The organism is Corynebacterium sp. NML130628 (assembly GCF_001875665.1).
Taxonomy (GTDB): Bacteria; Actinomycetota; Actinomycetes; order Mycobacteriales; family Mycobacteriaceae; genus Corynebacterium.
Map to the genome: position 1 here is coordinate 29,276 of NZ_MLAL01000040.1, position 16,875 is coordinate 46,150.

The window sequence follows — 16,875 nt, forward strand, 5'->3', positions numbered from 1 at the left end:
CCGGAGCTAGTGCACGCCGATGTTGATGGTATTGGTGTGCTGGTTGTACGTGATCTCGCCGCCCTGGAAGTCGACGCGGAAGAGGCCGTCGCCAATCGGATGCTCGGAGTTGACCGGCAGGCCGAGCGGGCCGGCGTCGAGACCTTGCTGGAGCCAGGCGTTCGCGATCTTCGAGAACATGGTGAAGGCTTCGCCCTTCGCGTTGCGTACGGCGATGCCGTTCTGGAAGAACCCGAAGTCGTTACCGCCCACGCCGCCGACGCCACCCAGGAGCGCGCCGAGCGTCGGCTCGAACTGCTTCCACACCGCCGCAAGGTCATCCTGACCCGCGAACTTCAGCATCGGCTCGATGTACGGCGCGATCTTCTGCAGCGTCAATCCCGGAGCGATCTCCACGCCTGCGATATTCTTGAAGCCCCCCGGCAGGAGGTCGTTGGCCTTCGCGTAGAGGAAAATCAGGCCGGCCAAGGTGCCGACGGCCGCTGCGATCGCCACTGCGTCACCCGAAGCGATACGTGACAGGGAAATGTTGTCGGAGGAACCAGAGTTCGTCACCTGCGTCGTGGTGCCGTCAGGGTTGGTGACACTATCCTGATTCTTCTTTGAAGAACCGAGCCGCTCGAGCAAGTCGCCCACCGTGGTGTCGGTGACTGGGCCCGTGTAGTCGCCAGGAGGCGTGAACCCAGAATTGTTGCGCAGCGAACGGTACTTCGTGTTCGCGATGGTGCGCACCGTGCTCATGCGGTCGTAGAGGTTCTGGCCGGGGCACTCGTTGTAGTGGAAGTCCCGGTGGGCGTTGATGTTCGGGAACATCCCGCCCTGGCCGGCCCGGTACTTGCTGCCACTGAAGTCGAAGTCTGCGTAGTGGTAGCTGGAACCCATCGGATCGAACCCCGCGACGGCGGCCTTCCAACCGATGATGTCGCCCAACGCCTGCAGCGACGCCTGCGTCGGCACCGCCGTCTGGTAGTTACCAAGCACGGAAACGCCCCAGGTGTTCTGGTTGAAGCCACCCACGTGCGCACCCTGGACCGCGCGGTCGAGCCCGCCGTAGCGGCCCTCGTAGATGTTGCCGTACTTATCCACCATGGCGTTGTAGCCCACATCGCCCCAGCCCAAGGTGTAGGTGTGGTAGTTCCAGATGCCGCGCACGATGCCCGGCGCCTGCGCCTCGGTGTAGTTGTTGGAGCCAGCGGTGTGGTGCACCGTCGCGGCCGTAACCGGCTCGGTGTAGGTCGGGTTGCTGTTCTTCCCGGCACCCCACTGGGCGCGCGTGATCACCTTTGGCATCCCGTAGGTGTAGGAGTCCACGACCGGTTTGATGGTGCCGTTCGTGGTGCCGGTGCCGCCGTCGATAAACACGGCCTGGATGTCAGTCGCCGTATTCGGCGCTGTGGAGCCCTTGCGGCCGTTCTCCAAGAGGTCAACGTTGCCCGTGGAAACCTGGACGCGCTTCGTCGGCTCCACGAAGATTGGCTCGGTGCCGAACGTGTCGGTCCCCGGTGCCGCGTCGAGCGGATCCATCTCGAACCACTCTGTCCACGTGCCGTCCCCGCGCTGGGAGCGCACGTAGGCGACAATGTCGCGGTCGCCCTTCCACGTCAGCCCGAACATGGTGAACTCGCGGTCGCGCGTGAACTCCTTGACCACGCGGCGCTCCTCGGTCTCCCCGCCCTGGGTGCGCACCGCCGCGTCATCCACGGTGATGTTCGCGCCCGTTGCGAAGGATTCGCTGGCGTTATAGACGTCCATCTGTGCCGGGGCCGCCGACTGGACCTGGACAATGTGGTTGCCGCCGAACGCTGCGGTCACGGCGAGGGCCACGGACATCACCGCAGCCATGAGAGGGCGCACCCTGCTGGGTGACCCGTTCAGGCGTTTGCGTTGTTGCACGATTCAACTCCTGTGGCTATAGGGAAATAAGTGTCTCCAGAGCAGTCTAGTGCAAGTTCAAGTCTCAAGTGAATCTTGAGACTTGTGGCGTGTCGCGCGGAGGGGCGTCGAAACGAAATGTGACAAAATGGCCGTATGACTTACGACCTCATTGTTGTTGGATCCGGATTCTTCGGCCTCACCGTGGCAGAGCAGGCAGCCAGCGAGCTGGGCAAGCGAGTGCTGGTAGTGGAAAAGCGCCACCACATCGGCGGCAACGCCTACTCCGAAAAGGAGCCGGAAACCGGCATTGAGGTGCACAAATACGGCGCACACCTCTTCCACACCTCCAACGAACGCGTGTGGGAATACGTCAACCGCTTCACCTCATTCACCGATTACCAGCACCGCGTCTTCGCGATGCACGACGGCACCGCCTACCAATTCCCAATGGGCCTAGGCCTGATCAACCAGTTCTTCGGCAAGTACTACTCGCCGGACGAAGCCCGCAAGCTGATTGAGGCGCAGCGCGAAGGCCGCGACCCCGCCGACGCCACCAACCTCGAAGAGCGCGGCATTGCGCTGATCGGCAAGCCGCTGTACGAGGCGTTCGTGAAGCACTACACCGCCAAGCAGTGGCAGACCGACCCCACCGAACTGCCACCGGAAATCATCTCCCGCCTGCCAGTTCGCTACACCTTCAACAACCGCTACTTCAACGACAAGTACGAAGGCCTACCCGTCGACGGCTACGCCGCCTGGCTCGAAAACATGGCCGACCACGAACTTATCGACGTCCGCCTCGACACCGACTGGTTCGACATCCGCGACGAATTCGAAGGGATCCCAGTGGTCTACACCGGGCCACTCGACCGCTACTTTGACTACGCCGAAGGTCACCTCGGCTGGCGCACCCTCGACTTCGAACAAGAAGTGCTCGACACCGGCGACTTCCAGGGCACCTCGGTGATGAACTACAACGACGCCGACGTCCCCTACACTCGCATCCACGAGTTCCGCCACTTCCACCCAGAGCGCACCTCGTACCCGGCGGATAAGACGGTGATCGTGAAGGAGTACTCCCGCTTCGCCACGGACGACGACGAGGTCTACTATCCAATCAACACCCCCGAGGACCGCGCCAAACTGCTGAAGTACCGCGAACTCGCCGCCGAGGAATCCCGCAAGAACGGCGTCCTGTTCGGCGGCCGCCTGGGCACCTACCAGTACCTGGACATGCACATGGCCATCGGCGCCGCGCTCTCCTTGTTTGATAACCACCTGCGCCCCCACTTCGAGGACGGCGAGCCACTGAACCAGGCTCGCGGGCACTAGGGGGTCGTTGTTTGTGCAGCGCGTAGCTTGGGTTGCTCGGGCTGCTCGCGTTGCTCGGGTTGCTCGGGTTGCTCGGCACCAAATTCCTTTTCGCAGCGGTGGCGACCTGGTCTTTTGCGAACCTGCCTCTCCAAAAAGCGGGAATCTGGTGCAACAGTATTCGAGCCTGACACCAAATTCCCTCACTCAGGAGTCGCGAACTGGGGAAACGGCACGCCCCTGTCCCGAAAAGTAGGGATTTGGTGCGCGCCACTCTCAGCCCGACGCTGTTAGCCCGACGCGACGCTACGCCTTCTTGCCGAAGGCATCGCGGCGCTGAGCTCTGCGCCTCAAGTGCGTCGCCTCCGCTCGGCGAACTCATCGAGCAAATCCAACACGTCGGGGGCTCGCCAGGCGCGGGTGCGCTTGTCCAGCTGTGCTCCGGTAACGATGCCGGCCTGCGCGAGTGCTTCGAGCGCATTTCCTGCTGAGGTCTGCGTCCCTCCTAATTCCTCTACCACAATCCGCGTGGTGATTACCGGCCGCTGCAACAACAAGGGGAGCACCCTCCATGCAAGGGCATCGGAGCGTGCGGACAACTGTTGCTTCCACTCATCCAGCAGCGTATTCAGTTCATCTGCGATCCACGTGCCGTACTCGACGGCTTCGAGTGCACTTGCTGCGAAAAGGTTGACGATCTGGTCGGCGTCACCTTGTCGGTATGCGTCCAGCGCAGCAAAGTAGTCATCAATATGGGATAGCAAACCTGCAGAGATTGGCACCGACCCATTGACGCTGATGTCGTGGGTTTTTAACAGCACATGAACGAGGGCTCTCCCTGTCCTCCCGTTTCCGTCTGCGAAAGGATGGATGGTTTCCAATTGAGCGTGTGCGATCGCGGCCTGCGCTAACGCTGGGATGTCGCGGCGCGACATGAACCTCTCCAGATCCGCCAACAGCTCCGGTACATGATCGTGGTGCGGCGGAACGAACAATGCACCGCCCGGGTGGTGGTTGTGCGGTCCACCGATCCACACCGGCTGCTCTCGCAGTCGACCTGCGATCCTCGGTGCAGCGTCCTGCAGAAGCACACTGTGCATTGCCAACAACGTTTCAGTTGTTGCTGTATCAACTGCAATCGCCCGTTGCATCTGTCGAACATTCGCCACGATCAGCTTTGCATTGGCCGTCCCCGAATCGGAAAGTTCCGCTTCAAATATCTTGCGAGACGAGGAGGTGAGCTGTTCAATTCTACTCGATGCGACGGACTCACCGCGCAGCAAAAGCGGGATAAAAGGAATGACGTCTGTGGCGTGTGTGGCGTCGAAACGCGTCACCGCGATGGTTGCTCGATCCGCGGCTGCAAGCGTTTCAGGGCGTAGCTGCAATTCCTCGTCAGCGATGCGCGGGACTATGGCGCTCTCGTACTCTCGCGGCGTACGTAGCTGCGCCCGACGCGATATATTCTCGGTTGCAGCCTGCCACGGCAAAGTCTCATAAGTCACACACGGCCAGACCATACGTCATAAGTTAGCATGCAAAGTTGTGATGTCGTATCCAACCTATAAACGTAGATAACTATCCTTTGCTATTTACGACCACATCAAAGGATAGGTGGAAAGCGCACCTGCTCCCAATGATTGCGTCACCAATAGCTAAGTGCCGTGTAAGCTGGTTTCTAACACAGCACACACTTCGCCCGTGGTCTGCCGTCTCTCCGACCAGCAGGGGGCGCGAAGCGTTTCATTTGGTCCGTCGACTTCGTCGGCGGCATAGTGGTAAGGCAGAAGGGGGGCTATGCGCTAGGGCTGTGTGAGAAGTTTTGGCACTTTTTCGTGCGGCGAGGGCGTGCGTGCACCAAATTCCCCACGCGCCATTCGCAACCTGGGAAAATGGTCCAGCGCCTACCTAGGGGAAATCCAGAGATATGGTGCGCATTACTCTTGGAGTCGGCTGCCACTTGCCGACCTGTGGTGTACTACCGGCGTGATGCACAGTATTGTGTACTTTGTCCGGGTCGGCACCAGCTGCCCCGGAACGCGTTGGCACCCGGTTAGCGGAATGGAACACCGGTACCAACAACCCGCAATCCCGCACTGGTGATTACGAGACGTGCAGCGGTTATGAGATATCCAGCAGCCTCGTTCCCATTCGTGGGTTGACTGTTGACTTGAAAAACAATCACACAATACGCTTTCTTATTCTCAGTTGGAAGCGTAATGGGTAAAATTCATTGCGTTTGACCTGGTCACTTTATGAAGTGCGTGATATAGAGGAGATTCCGCACGCTTCGTCCGAGCACGCGTTCTGTTCGTAATTTAAGCGGGCTGTGATTTTTTCTGGGGCATCCCAGCGACGGATTTCAATGATATCTTTGCGTCGAATTCCGAAGAGTGCCTGTGTCGAAAAGTTAACTGGTATAAAATTCTCCTCCTGGAACCGTGGAATTGTCCCAGTAAGTTCAGGGGGTTCACTGTCGCGGTGGTTGATAAATACGGTGCCGTTCGTGTCAATGAAACCATTCTCGCCAAACGGTAGGCTTCGTGTGACAGCAAAGTTTTTATGAAGCGCCATGGAAAAATGGCTGATCTGCTGCGTAACAGCTTCATTATCGTCGCTGAGTCGGACCTCAAACGACGTAAAATGGGTAACTTCTCCTTCTGTCTTTCCCTCTAGGATCTCGAATAGGCCGTCGCCCAAATAGTTGACGTGGGGATACTTGAAATCCGGGATTGAGGTGTCATACCCGTGGGGGAAATCAATGGTCGTGACGGAACCATCTTTGCGGACCAATACGAGGTCCTTCTTGTGGCGTTCGCCTTCATAAGAATCCCCGACGACGAGCGCGGCGTCCTCGCTTACAGCAAGGGAGTGGGGAACGGTTGGAACAGGCGCTTTGAATGTTGATTGTCCGTGAAAAACAATAAAAGAATGGTGGAATTCAGCCGAATCGGAATCGTTCACGATGCCTACGGCCAAATTCCCTGTAGGAGAACCGTCATAGAATGTGACGGGGCTTCTCTCCAGAAAGGAAGCTTTTTCTTCACCTGATCCAAGGTCCTTTATTGAATCGGGAAAATAGCCATAACTTCCTTCGCGGGTGGTCAAGGCTACGGGAGTCCAGCTTCCTTGCCCCTGTGAGGAGGCAAGACGCTGCCCGGAAGGAGAGTACAAGTAATAACTGTTATGAATATTTGAAGGGTAAGGCTCGACCACGGGGCCGTAGGAGACTATGAAGTTTCCAGGATTGGTCCAAGCTTCCTTGTCGCCGGTAGAACGATCAATGCCAGCGCATCCCACGAGAAGCAGGAACGCAGCTGGTGCGCCCAGCCAAAGGAAGCTACGTTTTCTCGAGAGCATCTTTCTCATCTGAGCGTCCCTGTACTATTCGTAGTCTTCTACGAACGGACTATCTCTGACATCGTCTGGGTAGACTCCTGGTCCTCCGTTTTTGTCCAAGTCAATCTCATTTTGAGAAGCGTACATATATGCAGACCAAACTAGAGAAGAGCAATTGAAAGAGTTACCGTTGATATTTTTGTTGAAAGCGAAATTATATCGATATCCTGCCCCAGGTGAGTTATATCCAGTTCCAGCCTTGCTAGATGCCCATCTTGCTGCCGCATCTCTTATTTCCTGGGGCGCGTTGACCGACTGTTTGCGGAGGTTCCTTAGTCGAGGAGGATTGGTTCTTCGGGGGTCTCCGTTTTCAAAATTTTGACGTCGCTTCACTCCTGCTGTTGGGTCGTCTTGCCCGGACAGTGAACTACTACCCACAGCTCCTGATGCTTCAGGTTCTTCCTCGGCTGGAAGTTCGCCCTCCTGGATTTGCTTGGGTTTGTCAAGTAATACCGTGCGGTCGTTTTCATACTTGGTTCGAGCTTCGACGGCCTCCTTATCGACCAGTAGTTGTGCACGGTCGTACGGGGTGAGAGTGGCTGATGAATCACCATCCGGCTTTTCAGCAGGCTGATCGCCTGATGGTTGCGCTTTCTCCTGCACTGTCTTCTCCACTTTGCCGCGGATCTGTTCGAGGCGGTCTCCGGATCGGAGGCTGGAGAGGCTCTCCAGAAACTTCTGGCAGGAGGTATCAAACGCTCGTTGTTGTGGGGTGCCGTTTGCCGTTGCTTTCGCGCTGGCCTCGAGCTGACGGTCGAAGAGTCGCAGGGCTAGCCGAACACCTTCGATCTGTTTGAGGCGCACGATGTCCTCGCTAGTAGCTCGGGGGCCTGGGAGGATTGGAAGTAGCTGGTCCACTACGCCACCTCCGCCCAGCGGGGAGCGAAGCGCTCCATCTGTTCTAGAACGAGCACGATTGCCTCGTTGCGTTGTTCTCGGGGATAGCCGCTTTTGCGCAGCAGGGTTTTGATTGAGCGGCGGAGTTTGGCTCGGACGTCGTCGCGCACGGTCCAGTCAGTTTTGGCGTCGCGGCGGAGTGTTTCCACGAGGTCGCGGGCGATCTGGGCGATGACATCGTCGCTGAGTACTTCGTCGGCGGAACCGTTGGAGGCAACAACGTCGTAGAACGCGAGCTCGTCGTTGCTTAGCGGTGGATGGAATTGATCGCCACGTTGGGATTCTGCAACGATTTCTTTTGATAGCTCGATGAGTTCAGCGATGATCTCGGCGGAGGTGAGCTGCTGGTTGGTGTAGCGGTTCATCAGTTCGCGGATGCGTTCGGAAAACTGTTTCGCTCGTACTTCGTTGTTGCCGGTCGCGGCGCGTGATTCTTGGAGGAGGTCGCGGCGGAGGGCGTCGATAAGGAGGGCGGTACGTGAGCCTCCTTGCTTTTCGAGTTGCAGTGCTTCGATGTTGAGGTCTTGTAGGTTTGGCAGGTCGCGGTCGATTTCTTCATAGATGTCAATGACCTTTGAAGAAGCGCTTGAGTCTACGACGAGTTGGCTGAGCATTGTGAGGACTTCCTCGCTGAGGGGTTCGCCGTTGGCACGCCGGTCTGCAGCGTCCATCTTGATAAGTTGGTTGCGGATGTCGGAGTAGAAGCGGACGTCGCTACGGTATTCGTCGGCATTCGGGCTGCCTGATGCCAAGGACCATGCTCGAGCGAGCTTGCCAGCTAGTTCGTTGAATTGCTTCGCGAGCGGATAGCCACCACTCTCGTCAGCAGTCTTGGGATCGCGAAGCTTTGCAAGTAGTTGGAGGCGTGCTGTGCGGTGCTCACCGTCCGCTTCGAGCGCCCGCCACTCTTCGCCTGCGAGGGCATCGAGCTTTTCGACGAACCCCCGTACGATCTTCAGCGCTTCTTCAATGCTTTGGCCGACAACTTTTTCGTCTTCTTCTGTGGTGCTCTTTGTGAACTCGGCAATTGCTGCCTGGAGATTGTCGATCAGCGGTGCGTAGGAAACGAGGAGACCGCTTTCTTTTTGGCGGAACTTCCGATTGACCCGGGCGAGTGTTTGCATCAGCAGCGCGCTTTTCAGCGGGCGGTCCAGATACAGCGTGTGTAGCGGGGGTGCATCGAACCCGGTCAGCATCATGCCCTGGACGATGGCGATTTCGAGCTCGTCATCGGGGTCTTTCATGCGGTCCTTGATAGCGTCCATTCGGCTCTGGTTGCGAATGTGTTGCTGCAGGTGAGCTGGATCGGATGCTGAACCGGAGTAGATGACTTTGATCTTGCCGTCGAGGTCGTTGTCGCTGTGCCATTCTGGGCGGAGTTCGATAATTTTTTCGTATAGGTTGGCCGCGATATCGCGGGTCTGTACCACGATCATTGCTTTGCCAGGTGCGCCGATGAACTGCCTCATGTTTTCACGACGGTCTTCCCAATGGCGTATGAAATCCTCGGCAAGTGTGGTGAGGCGCTGGTCCGATCCGTAAATGGTGTTCAGCACGGCGACTGAGCGCTGCGCTTTCTCGCGGTCCTCTTCATCAATATCGGCGAGGATATCTGCAGCTGCTTCGTCGATGTCTTCATCCGTGATTCCTTGGATTCGCTCGAGAGGGATGAGCCGCGGCTCGAAATAGACAGGGACCACGGCGCCATCGGCGACGGCGCGATTCATGTCGTAGACGTCGATTTCACCACCGAATACTTCACGGGTGTTTCGGTCCCACTCGTCGATTGGGGTACCGGTGAATGCGATCATGGTGGCGTTCGGCAGTGCGGTACGCAGGTGGTGTGCGTATCCGTCCGCGTTCGTGTCACCGAATCCGTAGTGGGAGCGGTGTGCTTCGTCTGAGATGACCACGATGTTGTGCCGCTCCGAAAGCACGGGGTGTTCCAGCTCGCGCTCGTTGTTTGCGCCCTGCAGACCGAACTTCTGCAGAGTGGCGAAGTAAATGCCGCCAGATTGGCGTTGACTGAGCTGTTCACGCAAGTCCTCACGGCTCGTGATGTGGACTGGTGACTCAGGCAGAAGTGTTGAGACGGAGAATGTGTCGAAAAGCTGTTTGTCCAGCTCGTTGCGGTCGTTCAGTACCACGATGGTGGGGGAATCCATCCGTGCATCGCGCATGATTTTCGCGGTGTACATTTCCATTTCCATGGATTTGCCGGACCCGGTTGTGTGCCACACAACGCCGGCCTTTTTGTCGCTATGGGTGGCTTGGATAGTTCTGCCAGCGGCTTTCGTCACTGCGAAGTATTGGTGGGGCTTTGCGACGCGCATGCGTAGCTCGCCGTTGATCTCGTCGAATGCGGTGAAGTCCACAAAGATCTGGCCGAAGCGTTCGACGTTGAACAAGCCCCACATGAGCATGTCGAACTCGGTCATTTCTTCCCCGTCCACGACTACGAGCGGGCCCTGCTCGAAGGGGATGCCGTCGTCGTCGACGCGCCAGCTGCTCATGTGCTCGCGTGGGGTGAATGGCGTTCCGTAGAGTGCATCGATGCCGTCGGATGAGACAACGATGTTTGCGAAGCGGAAGGCTAGCGGGAACTCATCGACGTAGGTGCGTAGCTGGTTGTAAGCGTCTTCGACGGTTGCTGTGGAACCAGATTGCTTGAGCTCAAAGATCGCCAACGGAAGACCGTTGACGTAGAGTACGACGTCGAAGCGACGCTCTTTATCGAGGTTTCGTACCGTGATCTGGTTCGCTGCGATGTAGTCATTCTTGGATGGGTTGCGGGAGAAGAATGTGATGGTGGGGTTCTGGCGTTTCCCATCAGCGTCGACGTATTCAATCCCGCGGTATCCCTCCACGAGAATTTCATGTAGGCGGTGGTTTTCGGCGATCGCGCTTTGCGATTGCGGTGTGACAACCTCTGCCATCGCTTGCCTCAGGTACTCGTCTGGTACCTCGGGGTTGAGGTTACGGAGTGCGTTGAGGAGGCGCCCGCGAAGCACGATGTCGTGCCAATTCTCGCGCTCGCCGCTACCGGGAGCGAGAGTTTTGCCTTCGGTGGGCTTCCAGTCGAGCTCTCCGAGCAGCTCAAGTGCATCGACTTCGAACATCGCTTCGCTGTACATCATGGCTCTACGCCTCGTTCTCCTCATTCAGGATTTCCGCACCTGCAGCAGCGGCTTCCTGTTTCGCTTCTCTTACTGTGATCTTGCCATTCATAAGGAGCGGCAGCAGCTCATCGCGGGTTTTGGCGAGGGCTTTATTCTCTTCAAGGCGCGCTGTTGCGTCCTGAATCAATGTCGCGGCAAAACCTATGAATTCGAGTGTTGCTGGTGCATCGGGATCTGGGATCGGGTGCCCCTCGATGTCGGTCCACTTGGCTCGGGGCATCCTGGTCCCGTTAGAGCAATTGACCGCTTGCTGCACGACTGCGTCGCTGTTGGCTGCTGCGGCAACGAGTGGACTGTGCAGTGGATTCTTCGCGCGTAGCACCAAAATATCCGTAGAACAGTACCCGTCGAATGGGGCAATCGCGACTTTGTGGAAGTAAGGTCGCAATTTTCCGAACAGGGTGTCGCCAGCTTGGAATTCAGTTTTTGCAGAAGTAGCCGTTTCCGGTGCTGAGCTGCGTGGAAGCCAGAGCGACTTAGGATCGAAATGCTCAAGGCCGACGAGTCGCTTATCTGGCAGAAAGCGATGGGGTTGCTCGTTATTTTTCGCAAGGCTTGCCACATCATTTAGCGTGCGCCTGGATGCCGGGAGGGCGCGATAGAGATTCCTGATCAGCTCGTTAGAAGCGGAAACAACGTGCTTGTTTGCTGCGATCTTGGCGTCGAGGGAACCGAGAACTGTCGCGATTCTGTTTTGTTGTGTAATAGGGGGCAGTGGAACGTCGAGATTCGCCAGCATAGTTTTAGTGAGTGCTGGTCGTGATCCGCCGGAGGATGCGAGCACCAACAAATGATTTTTCACCGCTGGCTGAACGAGCCAATACTGCAGCCACCGAGCATTAAGCAGACTAGGGTCAGCCCGCAGAATGGAAACATGCTGATTGACTCGAGCTGGCATATCCAAATCCCAAAGCGCTACACGGGCAGTTGAATCTCCAGTGATATTGATCAGAACATCACCCTGTTTGACGGTAACTCCAGCAAGCTTTGAGGCTGCGGCCTCATCGATGAATGCTAAGCCGTCAAGCGTGATTTCAAGATCAAGAACATTTTGGGAACGAATGAAAGCGGTGCCGCTGCCAACATACGCGCTTTTTCCACCACGCGGAGTCGCGCCAGAACCGATTTTGATAGTGGCATCACTGAGCTTTAACGACTTCACCACTTCAACCTCCCCAACTGCTCGCGGACCACGGCGTCGAGGCGCGCGGACTCGTCCAGGGCGGCGGTGAGTTCTGTCTTGAGACGAGCGATCTTCTCGTCGATTGGTTCGGTGTCCTCTTCAGCCTCGACGAACCCTACGTAACGGCCTGGGGTGAGTGCGTAGTCCGCCTCGCGGATCTCCTGCAGAGAAACCGACTTGCAATAGCCAGGCACGTCTTCGTACACGCCCTCGGCAGACGGGCGACCGCGCCAGGTACGGAACGTGTTCGCGATCTTCTGGATATCCTCATCCGAGAAAGTACGCTCGGTACGGTCAACCATGTAGCCGAGTGAGCGGGCGTCAATAAGGAGGAACTGACCACGGCGATCGATCCCCCCCCCCTTATCGCCGACGCCCTTGTCTTTGGCGAAGAACCAGACACACACTGGGATCTGAGTGCCGCGGAACAGCTGAGCCGGCAGCGTTACCACGCAAGAAACGATGTCGTCTTCGAGCATGTTCTTACGGATCTCGCCTTCACCGGAGGTATTTGAAGTCATGGTGCCATTCGCCATGACAACACCTGCTTCTCCTTGGGCGCTCAGCTTCGAGATTATGTGCTGCATCCAGCCAAAATTAGCATTGCGCTTCGGCGGCACACCGTACATCCAACGCTTATCGTCGGTGTTGCGCACCCAATCCTTGATGTTGAATGGTGGATTGGCCAGCACGTAGTCCATCTCCACGCCGGGGTGGATGTCGCGGGCGAACGTATCGCCCCAGCGCTCGCCGAGGCCGCTCGCGCTCAAGGCGTGAATGGCAAGGTTCATGCGCGCCATGCGCCAAGTGAGCTCATTGTTCTCCTGGCCGTAAATAGCAATCGCAGACGGGTCCTTGTCGTGGGCGTCGAGGAACTTTTCTGCTTGGACGAACATGCCACCTGAGCCACAGCACGGGTCGTAGACGCGCCCCTCAGTCGGTTCGAGAATCTCCACAAGTGTGCGTACCACGGAACGTGGGGTGTAGAACTCGCCGCCACGCTTGCCTTCTGCAGATGCGAAGCGGGCGAGGAAATACTCGTACACTTCCCCCAACAGGTCGCGTGCACGCTCCGGGCCCTCTGCGGTAAAGCGGGTGGTGCTGAAGAGGTCAATGAGCTCACCAAGCCGGTGCTGGTCCACGCTCTCGCTGTTGTAATTTCGCTGCAGCGTGCCTTCCAAGGAAGGATTATCGGCCATGAGGGCTTCAGCGGCTTCGTCGATAAGCTTGCCGATGCTCTTAAACTCACCGCCAGCACCTTCAGTCTTGCCCTTTGAATGGCGCTTGAGGTAATCCCAGCGGGCTGTCTCTGCTACCCAGAAGACGTTCTTCTCCAAGTAAGCATCACGGTCTTCGAGATCATCGAGAATATCTTCTTCACTCGCGCCGTCTTCTTCGAGCTCAGCTCGAAGTTCCTCGCGGCGGGCATCGAAAGCATCGGTGACGTACTTAAGAAACACAAGACCAAGGACGATGTCCTTGTATTGCGAAGCATCCATGGAGCCGCGCAGCTTATCGGCTGCTTTCCACAGGGTGTCCTGGAATTCTTTGACGGGGGTCGGAGTCATATCTGGGATCCTACTTTCCTGCGAAGACAAGATTGATCAGGGCTTCGCTCGCGTGTTTGGTTTCCCGCTCCAGATGGTGTGCAGCCGAACGGGCGCTGTCGAGCGAACGCTGCGTCTCTGCAACGACCGCCTGTTGATCACGATTGAGCTCTGGGATGACAAGACGTGCTATTGGATTTCGTCGTGGCACCTGGCCGCGACTGTCGAGATTCACCGGGGCGTTGAGGCATGCCGCGATGAAGTACGGGTCGTAGGCATCGGAGACAGCACGGAAAACGGTGAAATGCTTTGAAGGGACCCAAGTCTGGCTATCGTCCTCGTGCACCCGCACCGGGATGGTTCCCAACCGGGGCATCAGGATGTCACCAGGTTGCAGTACATCTTCGGGATCGAAGTCATTAACAAAGGCGGGCTCCGCATTGTCGTTCGGAGTTGCGAGACGGGCGCTGCCCTGGTCTTGGCTGTCGTCGAAGCGGTACTTGCCGAGAATACGAATGAAGTGGCCGGCGTTGACGAGCTCGCGCATAGTGGTGGACGAGGCTGAAGACGGGATTGCGTCTGCGGAGACGCGGGGGGCGGAGATTTTCATGAAGTCCTTTGTGGTTGTTTGTAAGCGTTGGAAAGCGGCATCGAACTCGGCGGCTGCGTCGCTGGGGTCGATAGCGATGGCCTGAACGAGATACGTTGATGGGTGAAGTGATCCATCGTTGGTAACAACATCTGCCAAGGTAACTGCCTCGTACGGCACGTCCGTGTCTCGCCTGTTACGTGCGGCGGTGAGCCAATCTGCGATTCGCTGGGGGACAGATTCCGGCTTCTGGTGAGAAGCATCAATGAGCAACGGCTCTTCGATACCCCCTGCACTCAGTACCCACAGTGCAACTGGAATACGCGATGCAGAGAGTATCCCGCCAGGGAGTTGCACGACAGCTTCGATTTGCCCTTCCGCTGCGAGGCGCTGCCGGTGTTCCTTGAACTGATTGATGAACGTTGTACCAAGCCCCGTGATGACGTACGCGCGACCGTCGGCAGCTAGGTGTTGCACGCAGTAAAGCAGGAAGAGCTCGTCGCTCATAAGTCCCCTCAACGGGTATTTCGGGAAAACGCGCTGCAGGTGATCTAGCTCATCTCGCGCAAAGCGCATACCTATCGGGGGTTCACAGACTATGAGGTCGGCGTGGGCGTTGGAAAACGGATCGTAGCGAAGAGAATCACTGGTTTTGATGGTGGCTACCTGACCAGTGAGATATACAAGCAGACGGGCTAGGGTCGCGGAGTCGGGCATCATCTCTGTGCCCATGAGCTTTGCACCTGGCGCGTGCTTGCCGACGCCGAGAAGCGTTCCGGCAATACCGCACGCTGGGTCTAGTACCGTCTTGACGTCCTTAGTGGTAGTCGAAGCGGCCGCTGCAATTGTTGCACTGGAAAGCGAATGAGAGGTCCCATACTGGCTACGCGCGCCACGCGCGCCTAGACCAAGGAATCGATCGACTACTAACTGGGCAGCTTTGCCGTATTCGATGACACCAAGTTTGGAAATGCCATGCTCGACGTCATTGATTGTTTCTTCGTTGATGTGTGCCCGCAATGTCTCGAATTCCGCTGGGGGCGTAAAGGAGGGATCTTTATCGAGAGCAAGCAGAGTCAGTATTACTAGCGGAATATCTTCAATTGGGATCTCATTACGCAACAAATTTGCGGCCGCCCACAGCGCAGTGAGTTGTAGGTCTTGCTCAGCATCTTTAGGGAAGAAGTCGTTGCGCTTGAGCCAACTCACAACGGCTTCCGCCTCGAATAAAGGTTTACGCGGGGTTGATTCCTCTACGGGCGAAGGGAAGTCCTCGTAGCGCTTGCGCCAGTTACTCACTGCCGGTCGGCTGACCTGTGCGAGCTCTGCGATGTCCTTGAGCGTGAGGTGTCCGGTGGTTGCAACCATTTATGCTGTCTCCTCAGTGTGTGGGTGAAGCTGAATTACATTGTTGTTCATTGTCGGGGTGGTTTCGAGGTTGGTGCTGGTTGGAATGTACCCATCTTCCGCTAGGAAAACTTCGGATGCCGCGAAGCAGAGTTGCTGAGAAAGCTGCACTCCGTGTGAATACACCTTGGTAGGTACTCCGAACTCTGCGGCGAAAGCGACAGGGTTGGCGAAGATTCCGTCTCCGGAGACTAATGCGATTTCGTCAAACTGTCCGAAATTCATACGTTCAATCTCTTCGATCAATCGATGATCTGCTCCGTTGGGCCCCATCCCCATGAGCAAACGCGGACCTTTCCAACCTGCGTTCACATTCAGGATTCCGCTCTTGTCCGATGCGATGATTACGATTTCGCCTTCCTGGATATCTAGCCAAAGAGTGAGCATCTTCTTGCACCACTTGGCCTGGGCAGCGCTATGAATCGGCTGGCCATTGAAATTTTCAATGTCAATCAGAATGAGGCGGCGAGGTCGGGTGTCGGACTGGGGGTTGGGGGCGCTTTGGAGTGTGTTCATTGCCCGGATTCCTTTCGTGGTGTTCGCGTTTGCTGTAAAAAAGATTAACCTACGTTCACAGTCGCGTCAAGCGCATGTATATTCACACTAGAAAAGGCCTGGATGGCGTCTCATTTGCGCTGTTGCCGATTCCTATTGTGGCAAGATTATCTATGTTCACAAATACTGTGAATGTGGGTCCGCTTGTGCCCTGTTTTAGGGTTGGAGGTTCGGGTAGGAGACTTTGGGGTGGTGTGACTCAAATGTATGGCGAACACTTTGTTTCAATTGAGGTCTCCTGCGTGGTGTGCATGTCTGTATTGGCACTACAGTTGGCGTGGGCGTGAGTGGTGAGGGTGGTCTTTTTGGGGGATACCCCGATTTGGCGCAAAAATGGGAGTAATAAACAACTCGAAACAACTCTCGGGGCGACGAAGGGAGTGTTCTAGGAGTGCAATGCGCCGAGTGGAACCGCTTTAAAGTGTCGAACCCGCAGGTGGGTGTGCTGTTAGGTTTGGCGTGGGTGGCTGATGATAGCCACGTTGGAGATTGAGGTAATTGGCAATGCAAAACAACTTGCAAACAACTCGAAACAACTACTGTGAGCTGCTAATATGTCCTATTTTCCAGGCTTTTCAGAGGAGGGTTGTTGCAGAGTTGTTTCAAACAACTCTAGAGCATCTGTCAGGGTGAAGTGGCATGGGCGTCGGTTGAAGGCTTTGTGCTGTCGGTCGGGATGGGCCTCCAAAATGACGAGTGAAACCGTTTCAAAGTGCCGAACGTGCTGGTGGAAGGCTATGAACGGGTAGTGCTGATCACGCTGAGGCGCCAGGTCCGTCGGAATCAGAAGCCACGCTTACACGTTATGAGGTTACCCTCGTTTAGTGGACACCCTATTTGTGCGGATCTTGTGTCCGTAGGAGAGGATGTTCATTGTGAGTCAACAGCGCAAGAAGTACACGCCGGAGTACCGGCGTGAAGCCGCGAACCTTG

The 16,875-nt window shown here is 56.7% G+C and carries 10 protein-coding genes; 1 reads left to right on the forward strand and 9 read right to left on the reverse strand.

The features are described 5' to 3' along the window. Window positions 1-6 precede the first annotated feature (6 nt). A complete protein-coding gene (locus BJP07_RS09600; protein WP_255365974.1) occupies window positions 7-1,842 on the reverse strand; it encodes an N-acetylmuramoyl-L-alanine amidase in 1,836 nt (611 codons plus the stop codon). A gap of 186 nt (window positions 1,843-2,028) precedes the next feature. Here BJP07_RS09600 and glf point away from each other — a divergent pair, with 186 nt between their 5' ends. After that, window positions 2,029-3,207 carry a UDP-galactopyranose mutase gene (glf, locus tag BJP07_RS09605; protein ID WP_071567249.1) on the forward strand — a complete coding sequence of 393 codons (1,179 nt, stop codon included), beginning with the start codon at window positions 2,029-2,031 and terminating at the stop codon, window positions 3,205-3,207. A 329-nt stretch (window positions 3,208-3,536) separates the two neighbouring features. Here the strand turns inward: glf and BJP07_RS09610 are convergent, their stop codons facing one another. The 8 genes from BJP07_RS09610 to BJP07_RS09645 form a co-directional block, all read right to left on the reverse strand. After that, on the reverse strand, window positions 3,537-4,691 hold the full coding sequence (locus tag BJP07_RS09610) for a Fic family protein (protein ID WP_255365975.1): 1,155 nt from the start codon (window positions 4,689-4,691) through the stop codon (window positions 3,537-3,539). A gap of 748 nt (window positions 4,692-5,439) precedes the next feature. Beyond that, window positions 5,440-6,555, reverse strand: coding sequence for a hypothetical protein (locus BJP07_RS09615; RefSeq protein ID WP_143111771.1), 1,116 nt, complete (start codon window positions 6,553-6,555; stop codon window positions 5,440-5,442). Window positions 6,556-6,570: 15 nt separating this feature from the next. After that, window positions 6,571-7,389, reverse strand: a complete 819-nt coding sequence (locus BJP07_RS09620) for a hypothetical protein (RefSeq protein WP_143111772.1) — start codon at window positions 7,387-7,389, stop codon at window positions 6,571-6,573. Between the two features lie 53 nt (window positions 7,390-7,442). After that, window positions 7,443-10,616 carry a type I restriction endonuclease subunit R gene (locus BJP07_RS09625; RefSeq protein WP_177222555.1) on the reverse strand — a complete coding sequence of 1,058 codons (3,174 nt, stop codon included), beginning with the start codon at window positions 10,614-10,616 and terminating at the stop codon, window positions 7,443-7,445. Window positions 10,617-10,623: 7 nt separating this feature from the next. Beyond that, window positions 10,624-11,826: a restriction endonuclease subunit S gene (locus tag BJP07_RS09630; protein ID WP_071567254.1), complete on the reverse strand. Its 1,203-nt coding sequence runs from the start codon at window positions 11,824-11,826 to the stop codon at window positions 10,624-10,626. Beyond that, window positions 11,820-13,412 (reverse strand): class I SAM-dependent DNA methyltransferase, encoded by a 1,593-nt coding sequence (locus BJP07_RS09635; protein WP_071567255.1) that lies wholly within the window; start codon window positions 13,410-13,412, stop codon window positions 11,820-11,822. Before BJP07_RS09635 ends, BJP07_RS09630 begins: the two co-directional genes overlap by 7 nt. A gap of 10 nt (window positions 13,413-13,422) precedes the next feature. Next, window positions 13,423-15,348 carry an N-6 DNA methylase gene (locus BJP07_RS09640; protein ID WP_071567256.1) on the reverse strand — a complete coding sequence of 642 codons (1,926 nt, stop codon included), beginning with the start codon at window positions 15,346-15,348 and terminating at the stop codon, window positions 13,423-13,425. Next, entirely contained in the window at window positions 15,349-15,903 is a 555-nt protein-coding gene (locus tag BJP07_RS09645; RefSeq protein WP_071567257.1) for an NYN domain-containing protein, read from the reverse strand. Window positions 15,904-16,875 lie beyond the last annotated feature (972 nt).